19 protein-coding genes and 1 pseudogene are annotated in these 18,398 nt (G+C 70.3%); 11 read left to right on the top strand and 9 right to left on the bottom strand.

All coding sequences use genetic code 11. The annotated features are described in order from the left end of the window. Positions 1-85: 85 nt before the first annotated feature. Both AC5P09_RS35205 and AC5P09_RS35200 read right to left on the bottom strand, forming a co-directional pair. Entirely contained in the window at positions 86-1,687 is a 1,602-nt protein-coding gene (locus AC5P09_RS35205) for an ABC transporter permease (protein ID WP_493877773.1), read from the bottom strand. After that, complete coding sequence (locus AC5P09_RS35200) at positions 1,684-2,580, bottom strand: ABC transporter ATP-binding protein (RefSeq protein WP_493877772.1); 897 nt, start codon at positions 2,578-2,580, stop codon at positions 1,684-1,686. Before AC5P09_RS35200 ends, AC5P09_RS35205 begins: the two co-directional genes overlap by 4 nt. Positions 2,581-2,682: 102 nt before the next feature. On the opposite strand from AC5P09_RS35200, the gene AC5P09_RS35195 reads away from it, so the two are divergent. Both AC5P09_RS35195 and AC5P09_RS35190 read left to right on the top strand, forming a co-directional pair. Further along, on the top strand, positions 2,683-3,180 hold the full coding sequence (locus AC5P09_RS35195; RefSeq protein ID WP_493877771.1) for a GbsR/MarR family transcriptional regulator: 498 nt from the start codon (positions 2,683-2,685) through the stop codon (positions 3,178-3,180). Continuing rightward, a pseudogene (locus tag AC5P09_RS35190) lies at positions 3,141-3,257 on the top strand (DUF397 domain-containing protein); the annotation flags it as partial. The gene AC5P09_RS35195 and the pseudogene AC5P09_RS35190, both read left to right, overlap by 40 nt. 104 nt (positions 3,258-3,361) lie before the next feature. Here the strand turns inward: AC5P09_RS35190 and AC5P09_RS35185 are convergent. Further along, positions 3,362-4,873, bottom strand: a complete 1,512-nt coding sequence (locus AC5P09_RS35185) for an APC family permease (RefSeq protein WP_493877770.1) — start codon at positions 4,871-4,873, stop codon at positions 3,362-3,364. Positions 4,874-5,065: 192 nt separating this feature from the next. Between AC5P09_RS35185 and AC5P09_RS35180 the strand changes: the two genes are divergently transcribed. After that, positions 5,066-6,454 carry an ethanolamine ammonia-lyase subunit EutB gene (locus tag AC5P09_RS35180; protein ID WP_493877769.1) on the top strand — a complete coding sequence of 463 codons (1,389 nt, stop codon included), beginning with the start codon at positions 5,066-5,068 and terminating at the stop codon, positions 6,452-6,454. After that, positions 6,451-7,245 (top strand): ethanolamine ammonia-lyase subunit EutC, encoded by a 795-nt coding sequence (gene eutC / locus AC5P09_RS35175; RefSeq protein WP_493877768.1) that lies wholly within the window; start codon positions 6,451-6,453, stop codon positions 7,243-7,245. The genes AC5P09_RS35180 and eutC overlap by 4 nt, the downstream gene beginning before the upstream one ends. Positions 7,246-7,261: 16 nt before the next feature. On the opposite strand, the gene AC5P09_RS35170 is transcribed toward eutC, so the two are convergent. Together AC5P09_RS35170 and AC5P09_RS35165 are read right to left on the bottom strand one after the other, a co-directional pair. After that, positions 7,262-7,735 carry a DUF6086 family protein gene (locus tag AC5P09_RS35170; protein ID WP_493877767.1) on the bottom strand — a complete coding sequence of 158 codons (474 nt, stop codon included), beginning with the start codon at positions 7,733-7,735 and terminating at the stop codon, positions 7,262-7,264. Positions 7,736-7,818: 83 nt separating this feature from the next. Further along, complete coding sequence (locus tag AC5P09_RS35165; protein WP_493877766.1) at positions 7,819-8,691, bottom strand: diacylglycerol kinase family protein; 873 nt, start codon at positions 8,689-8,691, stop codon at positions 7,819-7,821. Positions 8,692-8,892: 201 nt separating this feature from the next. Here AC5P09_RS35165 and AC5P09_RS35160 point away from each other — a divergent pair, with 201 nt between their 5' ends. The 4 genes from AC5P09_RS35160 to AC5P09_RS35145 all read left to right on the top strand — a co-directional run bounded on the left by AC5P09_RS35160 (position 8,893) and on the right by AC5P09_RS35145 (position 12,858). After that, on the top strand, positions 8,893-10,176 hold the full coding sequence (locus AC5P09_RS35160) for an adenylosuccinate synthase (protein ID WP_493877765.1): 1,284 nt from the start codon (positions 8,893-8,895) through the stop codon (positions 10,174-10,176). A 145-nt stretch (positions 10,177-10,321) separates the two neighbouring features. Further along, on the top strand, positions 10,322-11,620 hold the full coding sequence (locus AC5P09_RS35155; protein WP_493877764.1) for a helix-turn-helix domain-containing protein: 1,299 nt from the start codon (positions 10,322-10,324) through the stop codon (positions 11,618-11,620). Positions 11,621-11,678: 58 nt separating this feature from the next. Further along, positions 11,679-11,858: a hypothetical protein gene (locus AC5P09_RS35150; RefSeq protein ID WP_493877763.1), complete on the top strand. Its 180-nt coding sequence runs from the start codon at positions 11,679-11,681 to the stop codon at positions 11,856-11,858. Between the two features lies 1 nt (position 11,859). Continuing rightward, positions 11,860-12,858 (top strand): peptidoglycan-binding protein, encoded by a 999-nt coding sequence (locus tag AC5P09_RS35145; protein ID WP_493877762.1) that lies wholly within the window; start codon positions 11,860-11,862, stop codon positions 12,856-12,858. Between the two features lie 93 nt (positions 12,859-12,951). Here AC5P09_RS35145 and AC5P09_RS35140 read toward each other — a convergent pair whose 3' ends face one another. Continuing rightward, a complete protein-coding gene (locus AC5P09_RS35140; RefSeq protein ID WP_493877761.1) occupies positions 12,952-13,551 on the bottom strand; it encodes a Uma2 family endonuclease in 600 nt (199 codons plus the stop codon). Between the two features lie 149 nt (positions 13,552-13,700). On the opposite strand from AC5P09_RS35140, the gene AC5P09_RS35135 reads away from it, so the two are divergent. Beyond that, the gene (locus tag AC5P09_RS35135) at positions 13,701-13,994 is read left to right on the top strand and encodes a hypothetical protein (RefSeq protein WP_266436187.1); all 294 of its coding nucleotides are present in this window, start codon (positions 13,701-13,703) and stop codon (positions 13,992-13,994) included. A 21-nt stretch (positions 13,995-14,015) separates the two neighbouring features. On the opposite strand, the gene AC5P09_RS35130 is transcribed toward AC5P09_RS35135, so the two are convergent. The 3 genes from AC5P09_RS35130 to AC5P09_RS35120 all read right to left on the bottom strand — a co-directional run bounded on the left by AC5P09_RS35130 (position 14,016) and on the right by AC5P09_RS35120 (position 17,071). Continuing rightward, positions 14,016-14,666 (bottom strand): putative DNA-mimic protein, encoded by a 651-nt coding sequence (locus AC5P09_RS35130; protein ID WP_266436186.1) that lies wholly within the window; start codon positions 14,664-14,666, stop codon positions 14,016-14,018. A gap of 131 nt (positions 14,667-14,797) precedes the next feature. Next, complete coding sequence (locus AC5P09_RS35125) at positions 14,798-15,499, bottom strand: GntR family transcriptional regulator (protein ID WP_493877760.1); 702 nt, start codon at positions 15,497-15,499, stop codon at positions 14,798-14,800. Between the two features lie 216 nt (positions 15,500-15,715). Next, positions 15,716-17,071, bottom strand: coding sequence for an aspartate aminotransferase family protein (locus tag AC5P09_RS35120; RefSeq protein ID WP_493877759.1), 1,356 nt, complete (start codon positions 17,069-17,071; stop codon positions 15,716-15,718). Between the two features lie 192 nt (positions 17,072-17,263). On the opposite strand from AC5P09_RS35120, the gene AC5P09_RS35115 reads away from it, so the two are divergent. Beyond that, positions 17,264-17,905, top strand: a complete 642-nt coding sequence (locus AC5P09_RS35115) for a type 1 glutamine amidotransferase family protein (protein WP_493877758.1) — start codon at positions 17,264-17,266, stop codon at positions 17,903-17,905. After that, complete coding sequence (locus tag AC5P09_RS35110; RefSeq protein WP_493877757.1) at positions 17,902-18,363, top strand: MarR family winged helix-turn-helix transcriptional regulator; 462 nt, start codon at positions 17,902-17,904, stop codon at positions 18,361-18,363. Before AC5P09_RS35115 ends, AC5P09_RS35110 begins: the two co-directional genes overlap by 4 nt. Positions 18,364-18,398 lie beyond the last annotated feature (35 nt).

Below are 18,398 nucleotides of genomic sequence, written 5' to 3'. Positions count from 1 at the left end.
AGCCCCTCCGGCGTTTGAGGAGCGGGGTCTGGGGCGGAGCCCCAGAAGGATGGGACGGGTAGGGGCGGCGGGGGCGAGAAACACCTCACGTGCTCATGTCCCGCCGCCGCACCCCCACCATCCCCACCCCGACCAGCGCGACCGCCAGCAGCACAAGGACCAGCACCGGGCCCCACTCCATCCCCCCGCCCGGCAGCTTCGGCAGATGGCCGAACGGGGACACGTCCAGCACCGCCTGCGGAACGTCCAGCGCGGGCCCCACCCAGCCGATCAGCAGCACCGCCCCGGCCACGCCCCAGGCCGCCACCGCCGCCCGGGGAGCCAGCCCGTGCAGCAGCACCGCCAGCCCGCCGATCACCCAGACCGCGGCCACCTGCACCAGGCACGCCCCCAGGATCGGCCCGGCCTCCTTGCCGTGGCCCACGGCGAAGCCCAGCCCGGCGAGCAGCATGATCAGTACGGAACCGCCGAAGGCGATCAGCAGGTGTCCGCTCGCCCACCGCAGCCGTCCCACCGCGTTCGCCAGCACGGGTTCGGCGCGCCCCGAGGTCTCCTCGCCGTGCAGGCGCAGCACCGAGGCGACGACGTACAGCGCGGCGATCAGGCCGAGCATGCCGATCATCGCCGAGAGGAAGGCGTCCGTGATCCCCGACTGGCCGCCCATCCGTTCGATGATCTGGCGGGCGTTGTCGTTGTCGCCGACGAGGTCGGCCGCGCCGTCGGTCATGCCGCCGTAGACGACCCCGGCGAGGAAGAAGCCGATGCTCCAGCCGAGCAGGCTGCCGCGTTGCAGCCGCCAGGCCAGTGCCGCCGCCGAGCCGAGGCGGCCGGACGCCGGTCCCGGGCGGGTCGGCAGGAAGCTCATGCCGACGTCCCGGCGGCCGGCCAGTTCGTAGGCGACGGCCGCCTGCATCGCCACCGCCGCGGCGAACAGGAGCAGCACCCACCAGCGTTCGGCCGCGAAGGGCCGTACGTTCTCCAGCCAGCCGATCGGCGACAGCCAGGTCAGGACCGACGAGCCGTCGTCCGTCGCCGAGTCGCCCGCCGCGCGCAGCACGAAGGCCGCGCCGAGCACCCCCGCCGTCAGGCCGCGGGCCAGGCGCGCGCTCTCCGTGAGCTGGGCGACGATCGCCGCCATCGTGGCGAAGACCATGCCGACGCCGGCGATCCCGAGCCCGAGGGCGAGCGCGCCCGCCCCGCCCTGTCCGGCCAGGCCGGCGGTGAGGAGCAGGGCCAGTACGGCGTTCGCGACCGCCGCCGTCAGCAGTGCGGCCGTCAGCGACGCCCTACGGCCCACCATCCCCGACGCCACCAGTTCCTGCCGCCCGCTCTCCTCCTCGTCCCGGGTGTGCCGGACGACGATGATCAGGCTCATCACGGCGGCCAGCGCGCCCGCGTACACGCCGACCCGCCAGGCGGTCAGCGCGCCGAGCGAGTCGTCGAAGACCGGGCCGACCATCGCGCGCAGGGAGGGGTTGGTCTCCATCTGCCGTACCAGGTCGGCGCGTTCGGCGGAGGTGCCGTACAGGCCCTTCAGGGTGTTCGGCATGGAGAGGACCATCAGCGCGTTCACCCCGATCCAGACCGGGATCATCGCGCGGTCGCGACGCAGCGCGAAGCGCACCAGGGCGCCCGTGCCCGCGAGTTGGCGGGGACCGGTGTGCCGTAGCGCCGAAACGGCGGTCATCGGGCGGCCACCTCGTCCTGGTAGTGCCGCAGGAACAGCTCCTCCAGCGTGGGCGGCGTCGACGTCAGCGACCGCACGCCGGTTTCGCTCAACTGCCGCAGTACGGCGTCGAGTTCGCTGGTGTCGACCTGGAGTCGCACCCGATGTCCCTGCACGTCGAGGTCGTGGACGCCGGGGAGGTGGGCCAACCCATTGGGCGCTCCCGCGAGTTCGGCGGTCACGTTGGTTCGCGTCAGGTGGCGCAGGTCGGTGAGCGAGCCGGTCTCGACGGTCCGCCCCTTGCGGATGATGCTGACGCGGTCGCAGAGCTCCTCGACCTCGCTCAGGATGTGGGAGGACAGCAGGACCGTCCGTCCCCGGTCCCGCTCCTCCTCCACGCACCGCCGGAAGACCGCCTCCATCAGCGGGTCCAGGCCCGAGGTCGGCTCGTCCAGGATCAGCAGGTCGACGTCCGAGGCGAACGCGGCGACCAGGGCGACCTTCTGCCGGTTGCCCTTCGAGTACGTCCGTCCCTTCTTCGTCGGGTCGAGCTCGAACCGTTCGATCAGCTCGGCGCGGCGGCCGGTGTCGAGGCCCCGGCGCAGGCGGCCGAAGAGGTCGATGACCTCGCCGCCCGACAGGTTCCGCCACAGGGTCACGTCGCCGGGGACGTACGCGATCCGGCGGTGCACCTCGACCGCGTCCGCCCAGGGATCGCGGCCGAGGACCTGCGCGGCGCCCGAGTCGGCGCGCAGCAGGCCGAGCAGCACGCGGATGGTGGTGGACTTGCCGGAGCCGTTCGGGCCGAGGAAGCCGTGCACCTCGCCCGTCTCCACCTCCAGGTCGAGACCGTCGAGCGCGTGCGTGCGGCCGAAGGACTTGTGCAGTCCGGACACGGTAATGGCCTTCGTCATGCTTCAGAACGTACGCTTCTTTCAGAAATTTGTGAAGTTAAGGAAGCGTATAAAATCCCGTTAGACTCCGGGGAGTGGTTGACCAGGGGAGATGATCGAGGCATGGCGGAGAAGAGGGGTGCGGAGCGCGGTCCCGAGGCGGTTTCGCGGTTCGTCGAGAGCTTTGCGGCGCAACTCGTCGAGGCCGGGGTGCCGCGCATGCCGGCCCGGGTCTTCGCCGCGCTGCTCGCCTCCGACGCGGGCACCCTGACCTCTGCCGAGCTGGGCGAACAACTGCAGATCAGCCCCGCGGCCGTGTCCGGGGCGGTGCGCTACCTGGCACAGGTCCGGCTGGTGTCGAGGGAGCGGGAACCGGGTTCGCGGCGGGAGCGGTACCGGGTGCACAGTGACCAGTGGTACGAGGCGATCACCAACCGCGAGGCCATCATCAAGCGCTGGGAGGACGCCCTGCGTGAGGGCGTCACGGGCCTCGGCGCCGAGACCCCGGCGGGGCGCAGACTCGCGGAGACCCTTGCCTTCTTCGAGTTCATGGAGGGCGAGCTGACGGCGATGATGGACCGCTGGCGCGTCCACCGCGACAAGACCTTCGGCCAGGGCTGACCAGCACACCACGCGACAGCAAGAACCAGCACGGCCCCTCCCTCTTCCTCGGCCCGGAGGGTTGGCACGCCTTCCTGACCGGCACCAAGGACAGCGCGCTCGGCCGGTGGCAAACCACCGGTGGCAAACCAAGGGCCCCGGTGGAGACCGACCTCTCCACCGGGGCGCAACTGCCGGACGACTACCGCTCCTTCGTCTCCTCCAGCACCGTCCGCCCGATCAGCGCGTACCGGGACGGATCCCTCCGCTTGAGGTACTGCGCGTACCCGATCCCCACCGCCGCGACCAGTGCCACCAGCCACGGCGTCGCCTTCAGCACCAGCGAACCGGACTCGGTACCGGCCGCCACGCCCATGTTGGACACCAGCAGCACGACCACCGCGAGCATGGCCACCCCGCCCACCAGCGGGGCGACGAACGTCTTGAACCAGTGCCTGCTCTCGGGGTGGTGCGTGCGGAAGTAGGCCAGCACCGCGAAGGAGCAGACGGCCTGGACGACGAGGATCGCCATGGTGCCGAGGATGGCGAGCAGGACGTACAGACCGGCGTACGGGTCCTTGCCCGCGATCCAGAACGCGGCGATCAGTACGGCGCTGACGACGGTCTGGACGAGGCCCGCGATGTGCGGGGAGCCGTGCCGGGCGTGGGTGCGGCCGATGGTCTTCTTCAGGGACGGCAGGACGCCCTCGCGGCCCAGCGCGTACATGTAGCGGGCGGCGCAGTTGTGGAAGGCCATGCCGCAGGCCAGCGAGCCGGTGATCATCAGCCACTGCATGACGACGACCGCCCAGTGGCCGACGTACTGCTCGGTGGGGTTGAAGAACAGGGCGAGGGGGTTCGCGGAGGACGCGGCCGCCACGGCCTCCTTCTCGCCGTTGCCGGTGATGGCCATCCAGGAGACGAAGACGTAGAAGACGCCGACGCCGAGGACCGAGATCATCGTCGCCTTGGGGATGATCTTCTTCGGGTCGCGGGACTCCTCGCCGTACATCGCGGTCGACTCGAAGCCGACCCACGACCAGAAGGCGAAGAAGAGGCCGAGGCCGGCGGAGGTGCCCTGGAAGGCGTTGACCGGGTTGATCGGGCCGAAGGTGAAGCCGTTCGGGCCGCCGCCGTGGAGGGCGACCGAGATCGCCATCGCCGCGAGGATCGTCACCTCGGTGGCCAGCAGGACGACGAGCACCTTCTCCGCGACCGAGACGCCGAACCAGGTGCCCATCGCGTTGACGGCGAGCATCAGGATCGCGAACGTCCACCACGGGATGTGCAGGCCCGTCTGGTCCTCGAGGGTGGTGGTCGCGAAGACCGAGAAGATGCCGATGAGGGCCGGCTCGAAGACGACGTACGCGAAGGTCGCGAGGAGCCCGGAGGCCAGACCGGCCGTGCGGCCGAGGCCGTACGAGATGAAGCCGTAGAAGGCGCCGGTGGAGGTGATGTGCTTCGCCATCGAGGTGAAGCCGACGGAAAAGATTGCCAGGACGACCATTGCGACCAGGTAGCTCGCCGGGGCGCCGATGCCGTTGCCGGACGACACCATGAAGGGCACGTTGCCGGTCATCGCGGTGATCGGAGCGGCGGTCGCCACGGCCATGAAGACCACGCCGAGCAGGCCGATGGCATTGGGCTTGAGCCGGTGGACGGTCTCCTCCCCGCCCGTCTTCGCCTCGGGGGCGACGCCCTCTTGTACTGCCATCGGGTGGCCCCTCTTCTGTCGTTCGGCTTGGGTACTGGTCCGGAATCCTGAAGTGCGAATGAGTCACGGAAGGAGCTGCGAGCGTTAAATGTATGTCAACTAGACCTTTAGAAAACGGGCGTGGCGAACGCCTCTGTTAACTCTGTGGCAGCTCGTGGACCGTGCCGGACCGAGCCTCGTAGCGTCCTTCGCATGAGCACCTACACGTCCACCCTCGGCGGCGAACGCCACCGCTTCGACTCCCTCGCGCGCCTGCTCGCCGCCGCGAGCCCCGAGCGCTCCGGCGACCGGCTGGCCGGACTCGCCGCGTCGTCCGCCCGGGAGCGGGTCGCGGCCCGCTGGGCGCTGTCCGAGGTGCCGCTCGCGGCCTTCCTCACCGAGCCGGTGGTGCCGTACGAGACCGACGACGTGACCCGGCTGATCCTCGACACGCACGACCCGGCGGCCTTCGCGCCGGTGGCCGGGATGACGGTGGGTGAGTTGAGGGAGTGGCTGCTGTCCGAGGCGGCGGACGCCGAGGCACTGGCGGCCGTATCGCCCGGGCTCACCCCGGAGATGGTCGCGGCCGTGTCCAAGCTGATGGGGAACGCGGACCTGGTGGCCGTGGCGCGCAAGGTACGGGTGGTGACCGCCTTCCGCTCGACGATCGGCCTGCCGGGCCGGCTGGCGACCCGTCTCCAGCCCAACCACCCCACCGACGACCCGGCGGGCGTGGCCGCGGCCCTGCTCGACGGTCTGCTGCTCGGCTCCGGCGACGCGGTGATCGGCATCAACCCGGCGACCGACAGCGCGAAGGCGGTGCGGGACCTGCTGGAGCTGCTCGACGGGGTGATCAACCGGTACGCGATCCCGACGCAGTCGTGCGTGCTGTGCCATGTGACGACCAGCGTGGATCTGATGGAACGCGGCGCGCCCGTCGACCTGGTCTTCCAGTCCATCGCGGGTACGCAGGCGGCGAACGCGTCCTTCGGGGTCACCCTGGGGCTCCTCGACGAGGCGTACGAGGCGGCGCGCGGGCTGGACCGGGGGACCGTCGGCAAGAACGTCATGTACTTCGAGACCGGCCAGGGCAGCGCCCTGTCGGCAGACGCGCACCACGGGGTGGACCAGCAGACGGTCGAGGCACGGGCGTACGCGGTCGCCCGGCGCTACGACCCCCTGCTGGTGAACACCGTCGTCGGCTTCATCGGCCCGGAATACCTCTACGACGGCCGGCAGATCCTCCGCGCCGCCCTGGAGGACCACTTCTGCGGCAAGCTGCTCGGCCTGCCGATGGGCCTGGACATCTGCTACACCAACCACGCGGACGCCGATGACGACGACGTGGCGACGATGCTGACGATGCTCGGCGTCGCGGGCGCCTCGTTCGTGATCTGCACGCCGGGCGGCGACGACATCATGCTCAACTACCAGTCCGCCTCGTACCACGACGCGTTGTACCTCCGGGAGGTGCTCGGGCTGCGCCCGGCGCCGGAGTTCGAGGCGTGGCTCGGGTCGATCGGGCTGCTGGACGAACGCGGCGCGATCCGCGAGGTCACCGCACATCCGCTGACGGCCATCGGACGGGAGCTGGCGGCATGAGTGACACGGGAGCCGGCGGCATGAGTGAGCTCGTCGCACACACCGAGGACTCGGCCCTCTGGTCGACGCTACGGCGTCACACCCAGGCCCGCATCGGCCTCGGCCGGGCCGGCTCCGGCCTGCCGACCCGGCACCGGCTGGAGCTCCAGGCCGCCCACGCGGCGGCCCGGGACGCGGTGCACTCGCCGTTCGACCCGGACACGGTCGCGGCCGCGCTGACCGGGACACCGACGGTACGGGTCCGCAGCGCCGCCCCCGACCGGCTCACCTACCTCCAGCGGCCCGACCTGGGCCGCCGCCTGGACGCCACCGACCGCGCGCATCTCCCCTCGGGGGAGTGGGACCTGGTCTTCGTGGTCGCCGACGGGCTGTCCAGCCGGGCGGTGCACGAGCACGCGGCGGCGATGGTGCGGGCGACTACGGCCCGGCTGCCGGCGGGTACCAGCGTGGCCCCGGTCGTCCTCGCCGAACAGGCCCGGGTGGCCCTCGGCGACGACGTCGCCCACGCGATGGGCGCGGCGATGGTGGTCGTCCTGGTAGGGGAGCGGCCCGGCATGTCGGCGGCGGACTCCCTGGGCGCGTATCTCACGTACGGCCCGAAGCCCGGCGTGACGACCGACGCCGACCGCAACTGCCTGTCCAACATCCGGCCCCCGCTGGGGCTGACGTACGAGACGGCTGCGGCGAAGCTGGCGGCGCTGCTGAAGGGGGCGAGGGAGCTGGGGCGCAGCGGGGTGGCGCTGAAGGACGAGACAGACCTCACCGAAGGTGTGGCGGGGCTGCCCCAGTAGCGCGTCAGGCGTTGCCTCAGGCGTTCACGGACCCCAGCAGGTCGGCTGCCAGGTCGCGCACCCTGATCGCCCAGCCCTGCTCACCGGGCGCGGACCACCGCACGTTCGCGCAGCCGGTGTACCCGGCGGAGGGGTCCGGCCAGCGCACCTCGGTGCCGACTCGCTCCGCGAGGGCCAGCAGCGTGGCGATGAACCCTTCGGCGAGCGAGCCGAGCACGGCGCTCCCCGTGCGGTCGTACTGGTCCAGCAGGGCGTTCACGAACGCCTCGAACGCGGCCGGGTGGATCTGGCACTCGTCGTTCACCATCGGCCCGAACCCCGAGGGAACGCCCACGTACTCCTCGTAGACCCGCACGTACCCCAGGAACACCTTGGATGTCCCGTGCCCCGGGTTCCACACGGGCTCATGATCCACTTCGTAGTACTGGCTGATGGCTGCCCCTCCCGACGCTGAACACGTCCCGACGCCGCACGTCCCGGCGCTGAACACGGACGAGCAGGCTAGCCGGGCGGCTCACGCCGGAGCAGCTGGTTATCCGCGCCGCACCGCGCCGCACCGCGCCGCACCGAGCCTCACTCCACCGGCAGCGTCAGCCCCCACGCCCCCTCCCACACCGTCCACGTCCGCCTCCGCACCGGCCCCGACACCACCGCGTCCGCCCGGTACCGGAAGTCCGGCCCCGAGACGGTGATCCGCCGGCCCGTCGCCAGCAGCGGTGTCGCCTCCGCGCCCACCGACAGCGGCCGGGCCTCGACCTCGGCCAGGCCCGAGTCGCCCGGGGTGACCGACAGGGCCTCCAGGGGCTGGTCCAGGTCCACCAGGGTGATCCCGTCGACCTCCACGCGGAGGCGGGAGTGGCCCGGGGCGGAGGTCGGGGAGAGGGAGCGCGTGGGGCGGGCCGTCACCAGGGTCCGTACGAGGGACTGGCAGGTCCGTATCCAAGGGCGCCCGGAGTCGAGGTCGGCGCCGCCGTGCCGGTCGGCCTGCGCCGCGTCCTCCGCCACCTCCGTCAGGGGCGGAATCCGCAGCGCGCCCAGCACCACCCCGTCGCTCTCGTCGACCAGCAGGTCCATGCGCCGCTCGGCGCCGTCCAGGACGGCCCGTGCCGCCGCGACCGCGCCCGCGGGGACGCCCAGGGAGCGGGCCAGGGACTGGGCACCCCCCACCGGCACCACCGACAGCCCACATCCGGCCAGCTCCCGCCACCGGTGCAGCAGGGACACCGTGCGCACCAGGGCCCGGTCGTCGCCGATCACGACCGGCCTGCGGGAACCTTTTCTCTGGAGCGCCCGGGCGAATTCCTCGGGCCCCTCGGGGAGGCACACTTTTGTGGTCGCACCCGCGCTGAGCACGTCTTTTGCGATCCGTACGGCCTCACCGTCGGTCCGGCGGGCGACCGGGTCGATGACCACAAGGAGCTGGTCGGAAGTCGCCACCTCGGTCATGCCTCGCTTCCTCGGGTAGCATCTTTGTGCAAGAGCCCCTTGCGCTATTGCGCCAGGGGCTTCGTCTATTCCGGGGCATCCGGTCCGACGGGTTGCGGCCAACGAAGGTCGCCGGTGTACGAAACAGGCTGTGCGGCGCACAGTCAATGTCGCGTACGCCCCTGACCTTGGACATGCCCCGCCCGGAAGGGGTGTACGCGCGTGCCCGCACTTGTGCTGCTCGGTGCTCAGTGGGGTGACGAAGGCAAGGGAAAGGCGACCGACCTGCTCGGTGGCTCGGTGGACTATGTGGTGCGCTACCAGGGCGGCAACAACGCCGGCCACACGGTAGTCGTGGGCGATCAGAAGTACGCCCTCCACCTCCTCCCTTCCGGAATCCTCTCGCCGGGGTGCACCCCGGTCATCGGTAACGGAGTCGTCGTCGACCCGTCGGTCCTGTTCTCCGAGCTGAACGGACTGAACGAGCGCGGCGTCGACACGTCCAAGCTCCTGATCAGCGGTAACGCTCACATCATCACGCCGTACAACGTCACCGTCGACAAGGTGACGGAACGCTTCCTCGGCAAGCGGAAGATCGGCACGACCGGCCGTGGCATCGGCCCGACCTACGCGGACAAGATCAACCGCGTGGGCATCCGGGTCCAGGACCTGTACGACGAGTCGATCCTCACCCAGAAGGTGGAGGCGGCCCTCGACGTCAAGAACCAGATCCTCACCAAGCTCTACAACCGGCGCGCGATCGCCGTCGACCAGGTGGTCGAGGAGCTGCTGACCTACGCCGACCGGCTCGCGCCGTACGTCGCCGACACGGTCCTGGTCCTCAACCAGGCCCTGGAGAACGACAAGGTGGTCCTCTTCGAGGGCGGCCAGGGCACCCTCCTGGACATCGACCACGGCACGTACCCCTTCGTCACCTCCTCGAACCCGACCGCGGGCGGCGCCTGCACCGGCTCCGGCGTCGGCCCGACGAAGATCAGCCGCGTCATCGGCATCCTGAAGGCGTACACGACCCGCGTCGGCGCGGGCCCGTTCCCCACGGAGCTCTTCGACGAGGACGGCGAGGCGCTGCGCCGCATCGGCGGCGAGAAGGGCGTCACGACCGGCCGTGACCGCCGCTGCGGCTGGTTCGACGCGGTGATCGCCCGGTACGCGACCCGCGTGAACGGCCTGACGGACTTCTTCCTCACCAAGCTGGACGTCCTGACCGGCTGGGAGGAGATCCCGGTCTGCGTGGCGTACGAGATCGACGGCAAGCGCGTCGAGGAACTCCCGTACTCCCAGTCCGACTTCCACCACGCGAAGCCGGTCTACGAGATGCTGCCGGGCTGGTCCGAGGACATCTCCAAGGCGAAGTCCTTCTCCGACCTGCCGAAGAACGCCCAGGACTACGTCAAGGCGCTGGAAGAGATGTCCGGCGCCCCGATCTCCGCGATCGGCGTGGGCCCGGGCCGGGACGAGACGATCGAGATCAACTCGTTCCTGTAGGACCGGTAGTTCCTGCAGAGCCGGTAGTTCCTGCAGAGCCGGGAGTTCCTGCGGAACCCCGAGCATGAGCGCCCGGCCGGTCCTCCGGCCGGGCGTTTCCGTGCGCGTCCATCGGACGTTTATGCGCGTTCGTCACTCTGATCTCATGCGTACTCAGTCATTCGGGGGAAGACCGGCGGACGCCGCCGGGCCGACGGAGTCAGCGCACCCGGCCGTCCGCGCAGGCGGGACGATACGGGGCGTCACGGCATGGGCGAAGGCCCTGAGCAGCCTGTACGGGCCGGTCGGCGTCCACGCCGACCAGGGGTCATGCGCCGGCCAGGGGTTCCGCGCCGGCCAGGAGTCTTGCGTCGGCCAGGAGACTTGCGTCGGCCAGGAGACTTGCGTCGGCCAGGGCTTCCGCGCCGACCAGGGGTCCTGCGTCGGCCAGGGCTTCCGCGCCGACCAGGGGTCCTGCGTCGGCCAGGGCTTCCGCGCCGACCAGGAGTCCTGCCCCGGCCAGGGCTTCCGCGCCGACCAGGAGTCCTGCCCCGGCCAGGGCTTCCGCACCGACCAGGAGTTCCGCGCGGCCGTGCGGGTGCGGGAGTTGGGGGCCGTGCGGGTGTCCGTGGTGGAATGTTCGGCCGCGGAGGTACGGGGGTTGTCCGGGGCGTGTGAGGCGGGTGTGGCCCGGTGTCAGCTTGCCCTCACCCTTGTGCCGGTCGGCGAGGTGGTGCTGGAGCAGGCCGGGCGGACCGTGCGGGTCGGGGCCGGCGGCCTGGTGTTGTTCGACACGGACCGGCCGTTCCGGATGTGCCTGACCGGACTGCGGAACGCGATGGTCACGGTGCACCTGCCGGCCGCGGGCCGGGACGGCCTGGGGCGGTCGGCCGCGCTGGATTCACCGGGCCGTGAGCAACTCGCGGTGGTGGCGGCGGAGTTCCTCACCGGCCTCGTGCGGGACACGACCCCGTGCGGGCCGATCGGCGAGCTGCGTCTCGGCACGGTGGTGACCGAGTTGGTGCGGGCCCTGCTCGACCACCGGCTCGGCGACGAGGAGGGCCCGGCGCCCCCGGTACTGCTGCGCCGGATCCACCGGTACATCCTGGACCACCTCGACGACCGGCGGCTGACGCCGGACCAGGTCGCCGCCGCGCACCACATCTCCACCCGCTATCTGCACCGGCTCTTCCAGGGGCAGGAGCTGACCGTCGCCGCGTGGATCAAGGCCCAGCGGCTGGAGCGGTGCCGGCGCGACCTGGCCGACCCGGCGCTGCGCCGGCTGCCCGTCCACACCATCGGGGCGCGCTGGGGATTCGACCGGCCGGCCGACTTCAGCCGGGCGTTCCGTGCCGCGTACGGCATCACGCCGACGGGCTTTCGCGCGGGTGCGCTCCCTGCGCACAAACAGTGCGCGCCACGCCAACGACAGGTGTCCGCCGTCCCAGCAGACTTAACTGCCTGAGGGGACACGGCAGTTGCCGTACTCCTCACACCTTTCGGCAGACTCATGGGGGAACAGCATGACCGAACCCGAAGCACAGGTGAAAGCGACCGCGGCGGCGGCCGCACCGAGGGCCGTGGAGCCGCGCGGCGGTGCCGGGATCTTCGACGTCGACCCGGACCAGAGCAAGGTGAGCCAGGACCCGAAGGTCGTGGTCAAGGGCGACATCGCCGCCTTCCCCGAGAACGGGGAGGTGTGACATGGGGTCCGTGGAGGGAATGCTCGCGCAGATGCGCAAGCTGATCGGCACCGGTGAGAACCCGCCCGGGTCGAACAACAACTTCATCACCGACTGGTACGGCTTCGACGACGCGTGGTGCAACATGACCGTCAGCTACGCCGCCGCCAAGTCGGACAACCTCGACGCGATCTACGGCAAGCACGCGTGGACGGTCGCGCACGCCAAGAAGTTCAAGTCCAAGGGCCGCTGGCACTACGGGGTCGGCGGCATCCGCGCCGGCGACGTCGTGTTCTTCGACTGGAACGGCACGCGCTCCATCGACGCCATCGACCACGTCGGCGTGGTCGAGGCCGTGCACTCCAGCGGCAAGATCACCACCATCGAGGGCAACACCAGCGACAAGGTCCTGCGCCGGGACCGCTACTCCTCCGAGATCGTGGGCTACGGCCGTCCCGCCTACGGCAACGCCGCGCCGCTCCCGCCCACCGACGGCATCCTGCGCCGGGGCTCCAAGGGCGCGGCGGTGAAGACCCTCCAGGGCAACCTGAACAAGGTCATGGGCTCCAAACTGGTCACCGACGGGGACTTCGGCCCCGCCACCGAGTCGGCGGTCAAGGCCTTCCAGAAGAAGTACGGCCTCACGGCCGACGGTGAGTACGGGCCCGCCTCGGACAAGATGATGAAGTCCGCCCTCAAGGGCGGCACCAAGCCGCAGAAGCCGACGCCGCGCCCGCCGGGTGCCGGGAAGCTCGTCGTCGACGGCCAGTTCGGCCCCGCGACCTGCGCCGCGCTCCAGCGTTCGCTGAACAAGCACGGGGCGAAGCTGTCCGTGGACGGTTCCTTCGGTCCGCAGACGAAGAAGGCCCTCCAGGGCTATCTGAAGGTGACCGCGGACGGCGTCATCGGCCCGAACACGGTCAAGGCCCTCCAGAAGAAGGTGGGCTCGGGCGTCGACGGCAAGTGGGGCGCCGACACCACCCGCCACCTCCAGCAGGCCCTGAACGCGGGCACGTTCTGACTCAGTCGTCGCGCCCCGACATAGCGAGAAACGCGGCCCAGGCTTCACCGGGAACGGTGAGGCCTGGGCCGCTCGGCGCCGTCGACGTGAGGGTCAGCTCTCGGGCGGGGCCTGGAACCCGGTGGTGTCGAGCGTGCAGTTGAACGGCGCGGGGATGTCGATCTTGTCGCCGAACTGCTTGGAGCAGCGGGTTCGATACCCCTGGTCCGACGGATCGGAGAGCACCGTGGCCTTCTCCTCCTGCATGTCGAGGATCAGGTAGACGGGAACGCCTGCCTTACCGTACGTCTCGACCTTGTCGGCCAGATCGTCGTCGCGGGTGGCGGACGAGGTCAACTCGGCGACGAAGGAGAGGGCTTCTCCGTCGAGGCGGTTGCTCGACGTCTCAAGCGCCTGCTCGTGCGCTGCATGGATGTCCGGCCCGTAGGCACGCTCAAGCCCGGGAAAGACGAACAGGTTGGGAGCCTGGCTGATGAAGTGGCCGTCGGGGAGGTGTCCCTGAAGTTGCCTGCACACCAGGTTCATGACGCGGGTGTAGTACCCCTTCGACCACGGCGACATGACGATGCTCCCCCTGATGATCTCGGCCCTGTAGCCGTCCAACACGTCCAGCCTGTCGAGGTCGTCCAGCATCGCCTCGAAGCTGTGGGGCTCCGTGCTGCTTATCGTCGGTCGCTCAATCATCACTGTCATGATGCGCCCTCCCCTCCAAGATCTGCCATACGCCACTCAGGGTAGCCGACCGAACACGGGCCCGTAGGTGAACATGTACGCACCAACCAGACCTATCAGGCATAACCTGACCGTTGTATGCGTACGGTGACCAGAAGAAGGTGAATGCGATGCGCGTACTGCTCAAGGCATCGATGGACACGGAGAAGGCGAACGAGGCCATCCGGAACGGCACCCTGGGGAAACTGATCCAGGAGTCGGTCGAACAGATCAAGCCCGAAGCGGCCTACTTCACCGCCGAGAACGGCCAGCGCACCGCCTTCCTGGTCTTCGACATGCAGGACAGCTCGCAGATGCCGGTGATCAGCGAGCCGTTCTTCCTCCAGCTGGGTGCGAAGATCTCGTACACCCCGATCATGAACCTCGAGGACGTACAGAAGGGCCTCTCCCAGCTGGGGCGCTGACCACCGGCGGAGCCCTGGGGCTCAGCTGAAGATGATCATCGAGCCCTGCGCCAGACTCCGTGTCGCCGCCGCGTGCAGGCCCAGCCAGACGTGACGTTCACGGGCGAAGGGGCTGGGATCGTACGGCGGCGGTACGGCCGGCTCCTCCAGCTCCGTCGGGGCGAGCGGTGCCTCCGGGGGCGCCGGGGGGTTGGCCGGGTCGATGCCGAGTGACGGGGCGACGAACTCCAGTTCCCGCAGCAGTGTCTGGGAGGAGCCCAGCGGGCCGCCGCCCGCGAGGAGTTCGTCGTTGGAGAGCGGGTGCGGGAAGTCCACCGGGACGTAGGCGCCCGCGTGGTCGTAGTGCCACACCAGGTGGGACTGCTGGGCCGTCGCCTCGAACATCTCCAGCAACTGTTCGTAGTCGCCGCCCAGTTCGTCCACCGGTGTCACCGGCAGCCCGCACACCTGGAGCAGATAGGCGCGGCGCAGGAAGTGCAGCGCGTCGTAGTCGAAGCCGGCCACCGGGGCGACCTCGCCGGACAGGCCGGGCATGTACTGGTACACCGGCACCGGCGGGAGCCCGGCCTCGGCGAGCACCTTGTTGTATTGCGCGAGTTCCTCGGCGAACGGATTGTCCGGGGTGTGGCACAACACGTCCACGAGCGGCACCAGCCACAGGTCACAGGCCAAAAGTCAGCTCCTCGGTCACTCGCAGCGCTGCGGTCGTCACAGTGGTTGTCACACGGTGGTCAAGGCAGGGTAGTCGGTGCGGTGCGGACTTCGCTGCCGTCGTGCAGGTCCCATACCCGTGCCCGCCCCGCTCACCCGGCGGCGAGGCGTTCGATCAGCGCGAGGGAGTACGTGTTGTAGGCGGCGACGATCGAGCGGGCGGCCTTGGTGTTGTGCTCGGCCAGGGCGTCCACCAGTTCGGTGTGGCCGGACCACAGGCTGCCGCGCAGGTCGGTCAGCCGGCGCAGGTGCTGGACCGTGCACACCCAGGACTGCACCCGCAGCCGGTGCAGGAAGTCGGCCAGATAGGGGTTGCCGAAGAGGGTGCTCAGTTCGCGCCAGAAGCGCAGGTCGTAGCCGATCAGGACGGTGATGTCACCGGCGGCGGCGGCGCGCTGTGCCTCCTCGCCGCGACGGCGTACGCCCGCCACGGCGGCGGCCGTACGGGGGTCGTCGAGCTCGCGGTAGCCGCGGTGGCCGTGGTCGAGGGCCTGGAACATCCCCTCGATGACCAGGCCGCGGGCCTCGATGATGCCGCGGAAGTCCTCGTACGAGTACTCGTGCACGCGAAAGCCCCGGTGCTGGTCGGCCTCGAGGAGCCCCTGCGCGGAGAGGTCGACCAGTGCCTCGCGCACCGGTGTGGCGGAGACGCCGTACTGCTCGGCGATCTCCTTCACCGTGAATTCCTGCCCCGGCTGGAGCCTCCCGGCCAGCACCTCGTCACGAAGCGCGTCGGCGATCTGCTGCCGCAGGGTGCTGCGGGTCACTGCGCCGTTGCCGCTAGTGGCGGGCATGGTCGGGGCGTCTCCCTCGTCGCGATCGGGTGGCGTGCACGTATATGTCTACGAGCACGCCACCTTACGCGTTCGAGGTCGCGGGACGTTTTTCACCCAGTGATGACCGGCCACTGCCTGAACGACCGCGCGATCACCGCCTGAACGACCGCGCGATCACCGTCTGAACCACCGCGCGACCTGGTGCTTGAACCACTGCGCGACCTACCGCACGAACTACTGCGTGAACTCGTCCGCCACCGACAGCGCAGCGTCCAGCACCGCCAGCCCCTCCTTCAGCTCCGCCTCGCTCACGTTGCACGGCGGCACCACATGCGTCCGGTTCATGTTGATGAACGGCCACACGCCCTGGGCCTTCACGGCGGAGCCGAACGCGGCCATCGGCGCGTTCGCCTCACCGGCCGCGTTGTACGGCACCAGCGGCTCGCGCGTCTCCCGGTCCTTCACCAGCTCGATCGCCCAGAACATGCCGACGCCCCGCACCTCGCCCACCGAAGGGTGCCGCTCGGCGAGCTCCCGCAGCGCCGGCCCGACGACGTCCGCCCCGAGCCGGGCCGCGTTCTCGACGACCCCCTCCTCGGCCATCACGTTGATCGTCGCGACGGCCGCCGCACACGCCAGCGGATGCCCGGAGTACGTCAGCCCGCCCGGGTACGGCCGCTTGGCGAAGGTCTCCGCGATCGCCCCGGAGATCGCGACACCGCCGAGCGGCACATACCCGGAGTTCACGCCCTTCGCGAAGGTCATCAGGTCCGGCACGATGTCGAACAGGTCCGCCGCGAACCACTCGCCGGTCCGCCCGAACCCGGCCATGACCTCGTCGAGGACGAAGACGATCCCGTACTTGTCGCAGATCTCGCGGACGCCCGCGAGATAGCCCGGCGGCGGAACCATGATCCCGGCCGTCCCCGGAATGGTCTCCAGGAGGATCGCGGCGACCGTCCCCGGCCCCTCGAAGGCGATCGTCGTCTCCAGGTGCTCAAGAGCCCGCGCGCACTCCTGCTCCTCGGTCTGAGCGTAGAAGCGGGAGCGGTACAGGAAGGGCGCCCAGAAGTGCACTACACCGGCCGCGGCACCGTCGGAGGCCCAGCGGCGCGGGTCCCCGGTGAGGTTGACCGCCTGCTGGGTGCCGCCGTGGTACGAGCGGTACGCCGACAGCACCTTCGGCCGCCCCGTGTGCAGCCGCGCCATGCGCACCGCGTGCTCCACCGCGTCGGCACCGCCGTTGGTGAAGAAGATCTTGTCCAGGTCGCCGGGCGTCCGCTCGGCGATCAGCCGCGCCGCCTCCGACCGTGCCTCGATCGCGAACGCGGGCGCGAACGTCGTCATCGTCGCGGCCTGCTCCTGGATCGCGGCGACGACCTTCGGGTGCTGGTAGCCGATGTTGGTGTAGACGAGCCCGCTGGTGAAGTCGAGGTACCGCGTGCCGTCGTAGTCCCAGAAGTACGACCCCTCCGCGCCGGCGACGGCGAGCGGGTCGATGAGCTCCTGCGCGGACCAGGAGTGGAACACATGCGCACGGTCCGCGGCCTTCACGGCGGCGCCGACCTCGGGGTCTGGCTGAGGGGTCATGTGAGTGAGCGTAAATGTCCGCGATGCGGAAGCGGTATCGGCGTCCTGTCTGTGGACGGGGGGTTTCCGCGACAGGTTGTCGAAGGTCGAAGGTCGAAGGTCGAAGGGGGGGGGCCGGTCTAGAGTATTGACAGCTTCCTGTCGAAATGACAGGATGTTGTCATCAGGTGGTCAGTGAACGAGGAGGCAGTCATGAGCAGCCGTGATCGCAAGCCCGTGCATCACGCCGTGTACGACACCTACGCCGACTGGGAGACCGGCCACGCGACCGCGTATCTCGCCCGCGCCGGGTACGAGATCCGTACGGTCGGTCCGGCCGGGGAGCCGGTGACGTCCATCGGCGGTCTCCGCGTCCAGCCCGACCTGGCGCTGGACGACGTACGCCCCGAGGACAGCTCGCTGCTGATCCTCCCGGGCGCCGACCTCTGGACTGAGACATCAGCCGCTACCGCGGCGGGCTCGGACGACCTCGCCCCCTTCGCCCGCAAGGCGCGGGAGTTCCTGGACGCCGGCGTGCCCGTCGCCGCGATCTGCGGGGCCACCGCCGGCCTCGCCCGCGAGGGGCTGCTCGACGACCGTGAGCACACCAGCGCGGTCTCCTTCTACCTGGCCGCGACCGGATACGGCGGCGGCGGGCGGTACGTCGACGCGGACGCCGTCACCGACCGCGGCCTGATCACCGCCGGCCCGACCGAGCCCGTCGCCTTCGCGCGCGAGATCTTCGGACTGCTCGGGGTGTACGAGGGCGAGGTGCTCGACGCCTGGTACCGGCTGTTCCACCACTCCGACGCCGAGGCGTACGCCGTACTGGAGAAGGCGGGTGCGCAGCAGTGAGCCGCGAGCGGCAGGACCTGTTCAGCCGCAGTGCGCTCGGCGTCTTCCGGCTCAACGGACAGTTCCTCGCCGTGGCGGAGGAGTTGGCCAAGCCCGCCGGGCTCACCGCCGCCTGGTGGCAGGTGCTCGGCGCGGTGCTCGGTGAGCCGCTGCCGGTCGCCGGCATCGCGCGGGCGATGGGCATCACCCGGCAGAGCGTGCAGCGCATCGCCGATCTGCTGGTGGAGAAAGGGCTCGCCGAGTACCGGCCCAACCCCGCACACCGGCGCGCCAAGCTGCTGGCGCCCACCGCGGAGGGGCGGGCGGCGGTGTCCCGCATCGACCCCGGGCACGCGGCCTTCGCCGAGCGGCTGGCCCTGGCGTACGGCGACGACGCCGAACTCGCGGACGTCGTACGGGTGCTGGAACGGCTGTCCAAGGTGCTCGAACAGCTGGGCCCGCCTGTTACGGAACCGTAGACAAACCCCAGCTCACTGCGGTGTGGCCGCGCACT

This window comes from Streptomyces sp. a15, from assembly GCF_059026085.1.
The sequence above is the reverse complement of the archived record's forward strand: the minus strand, read 5'-3'. Positions and strand labels throughout refer to the sequence as shown.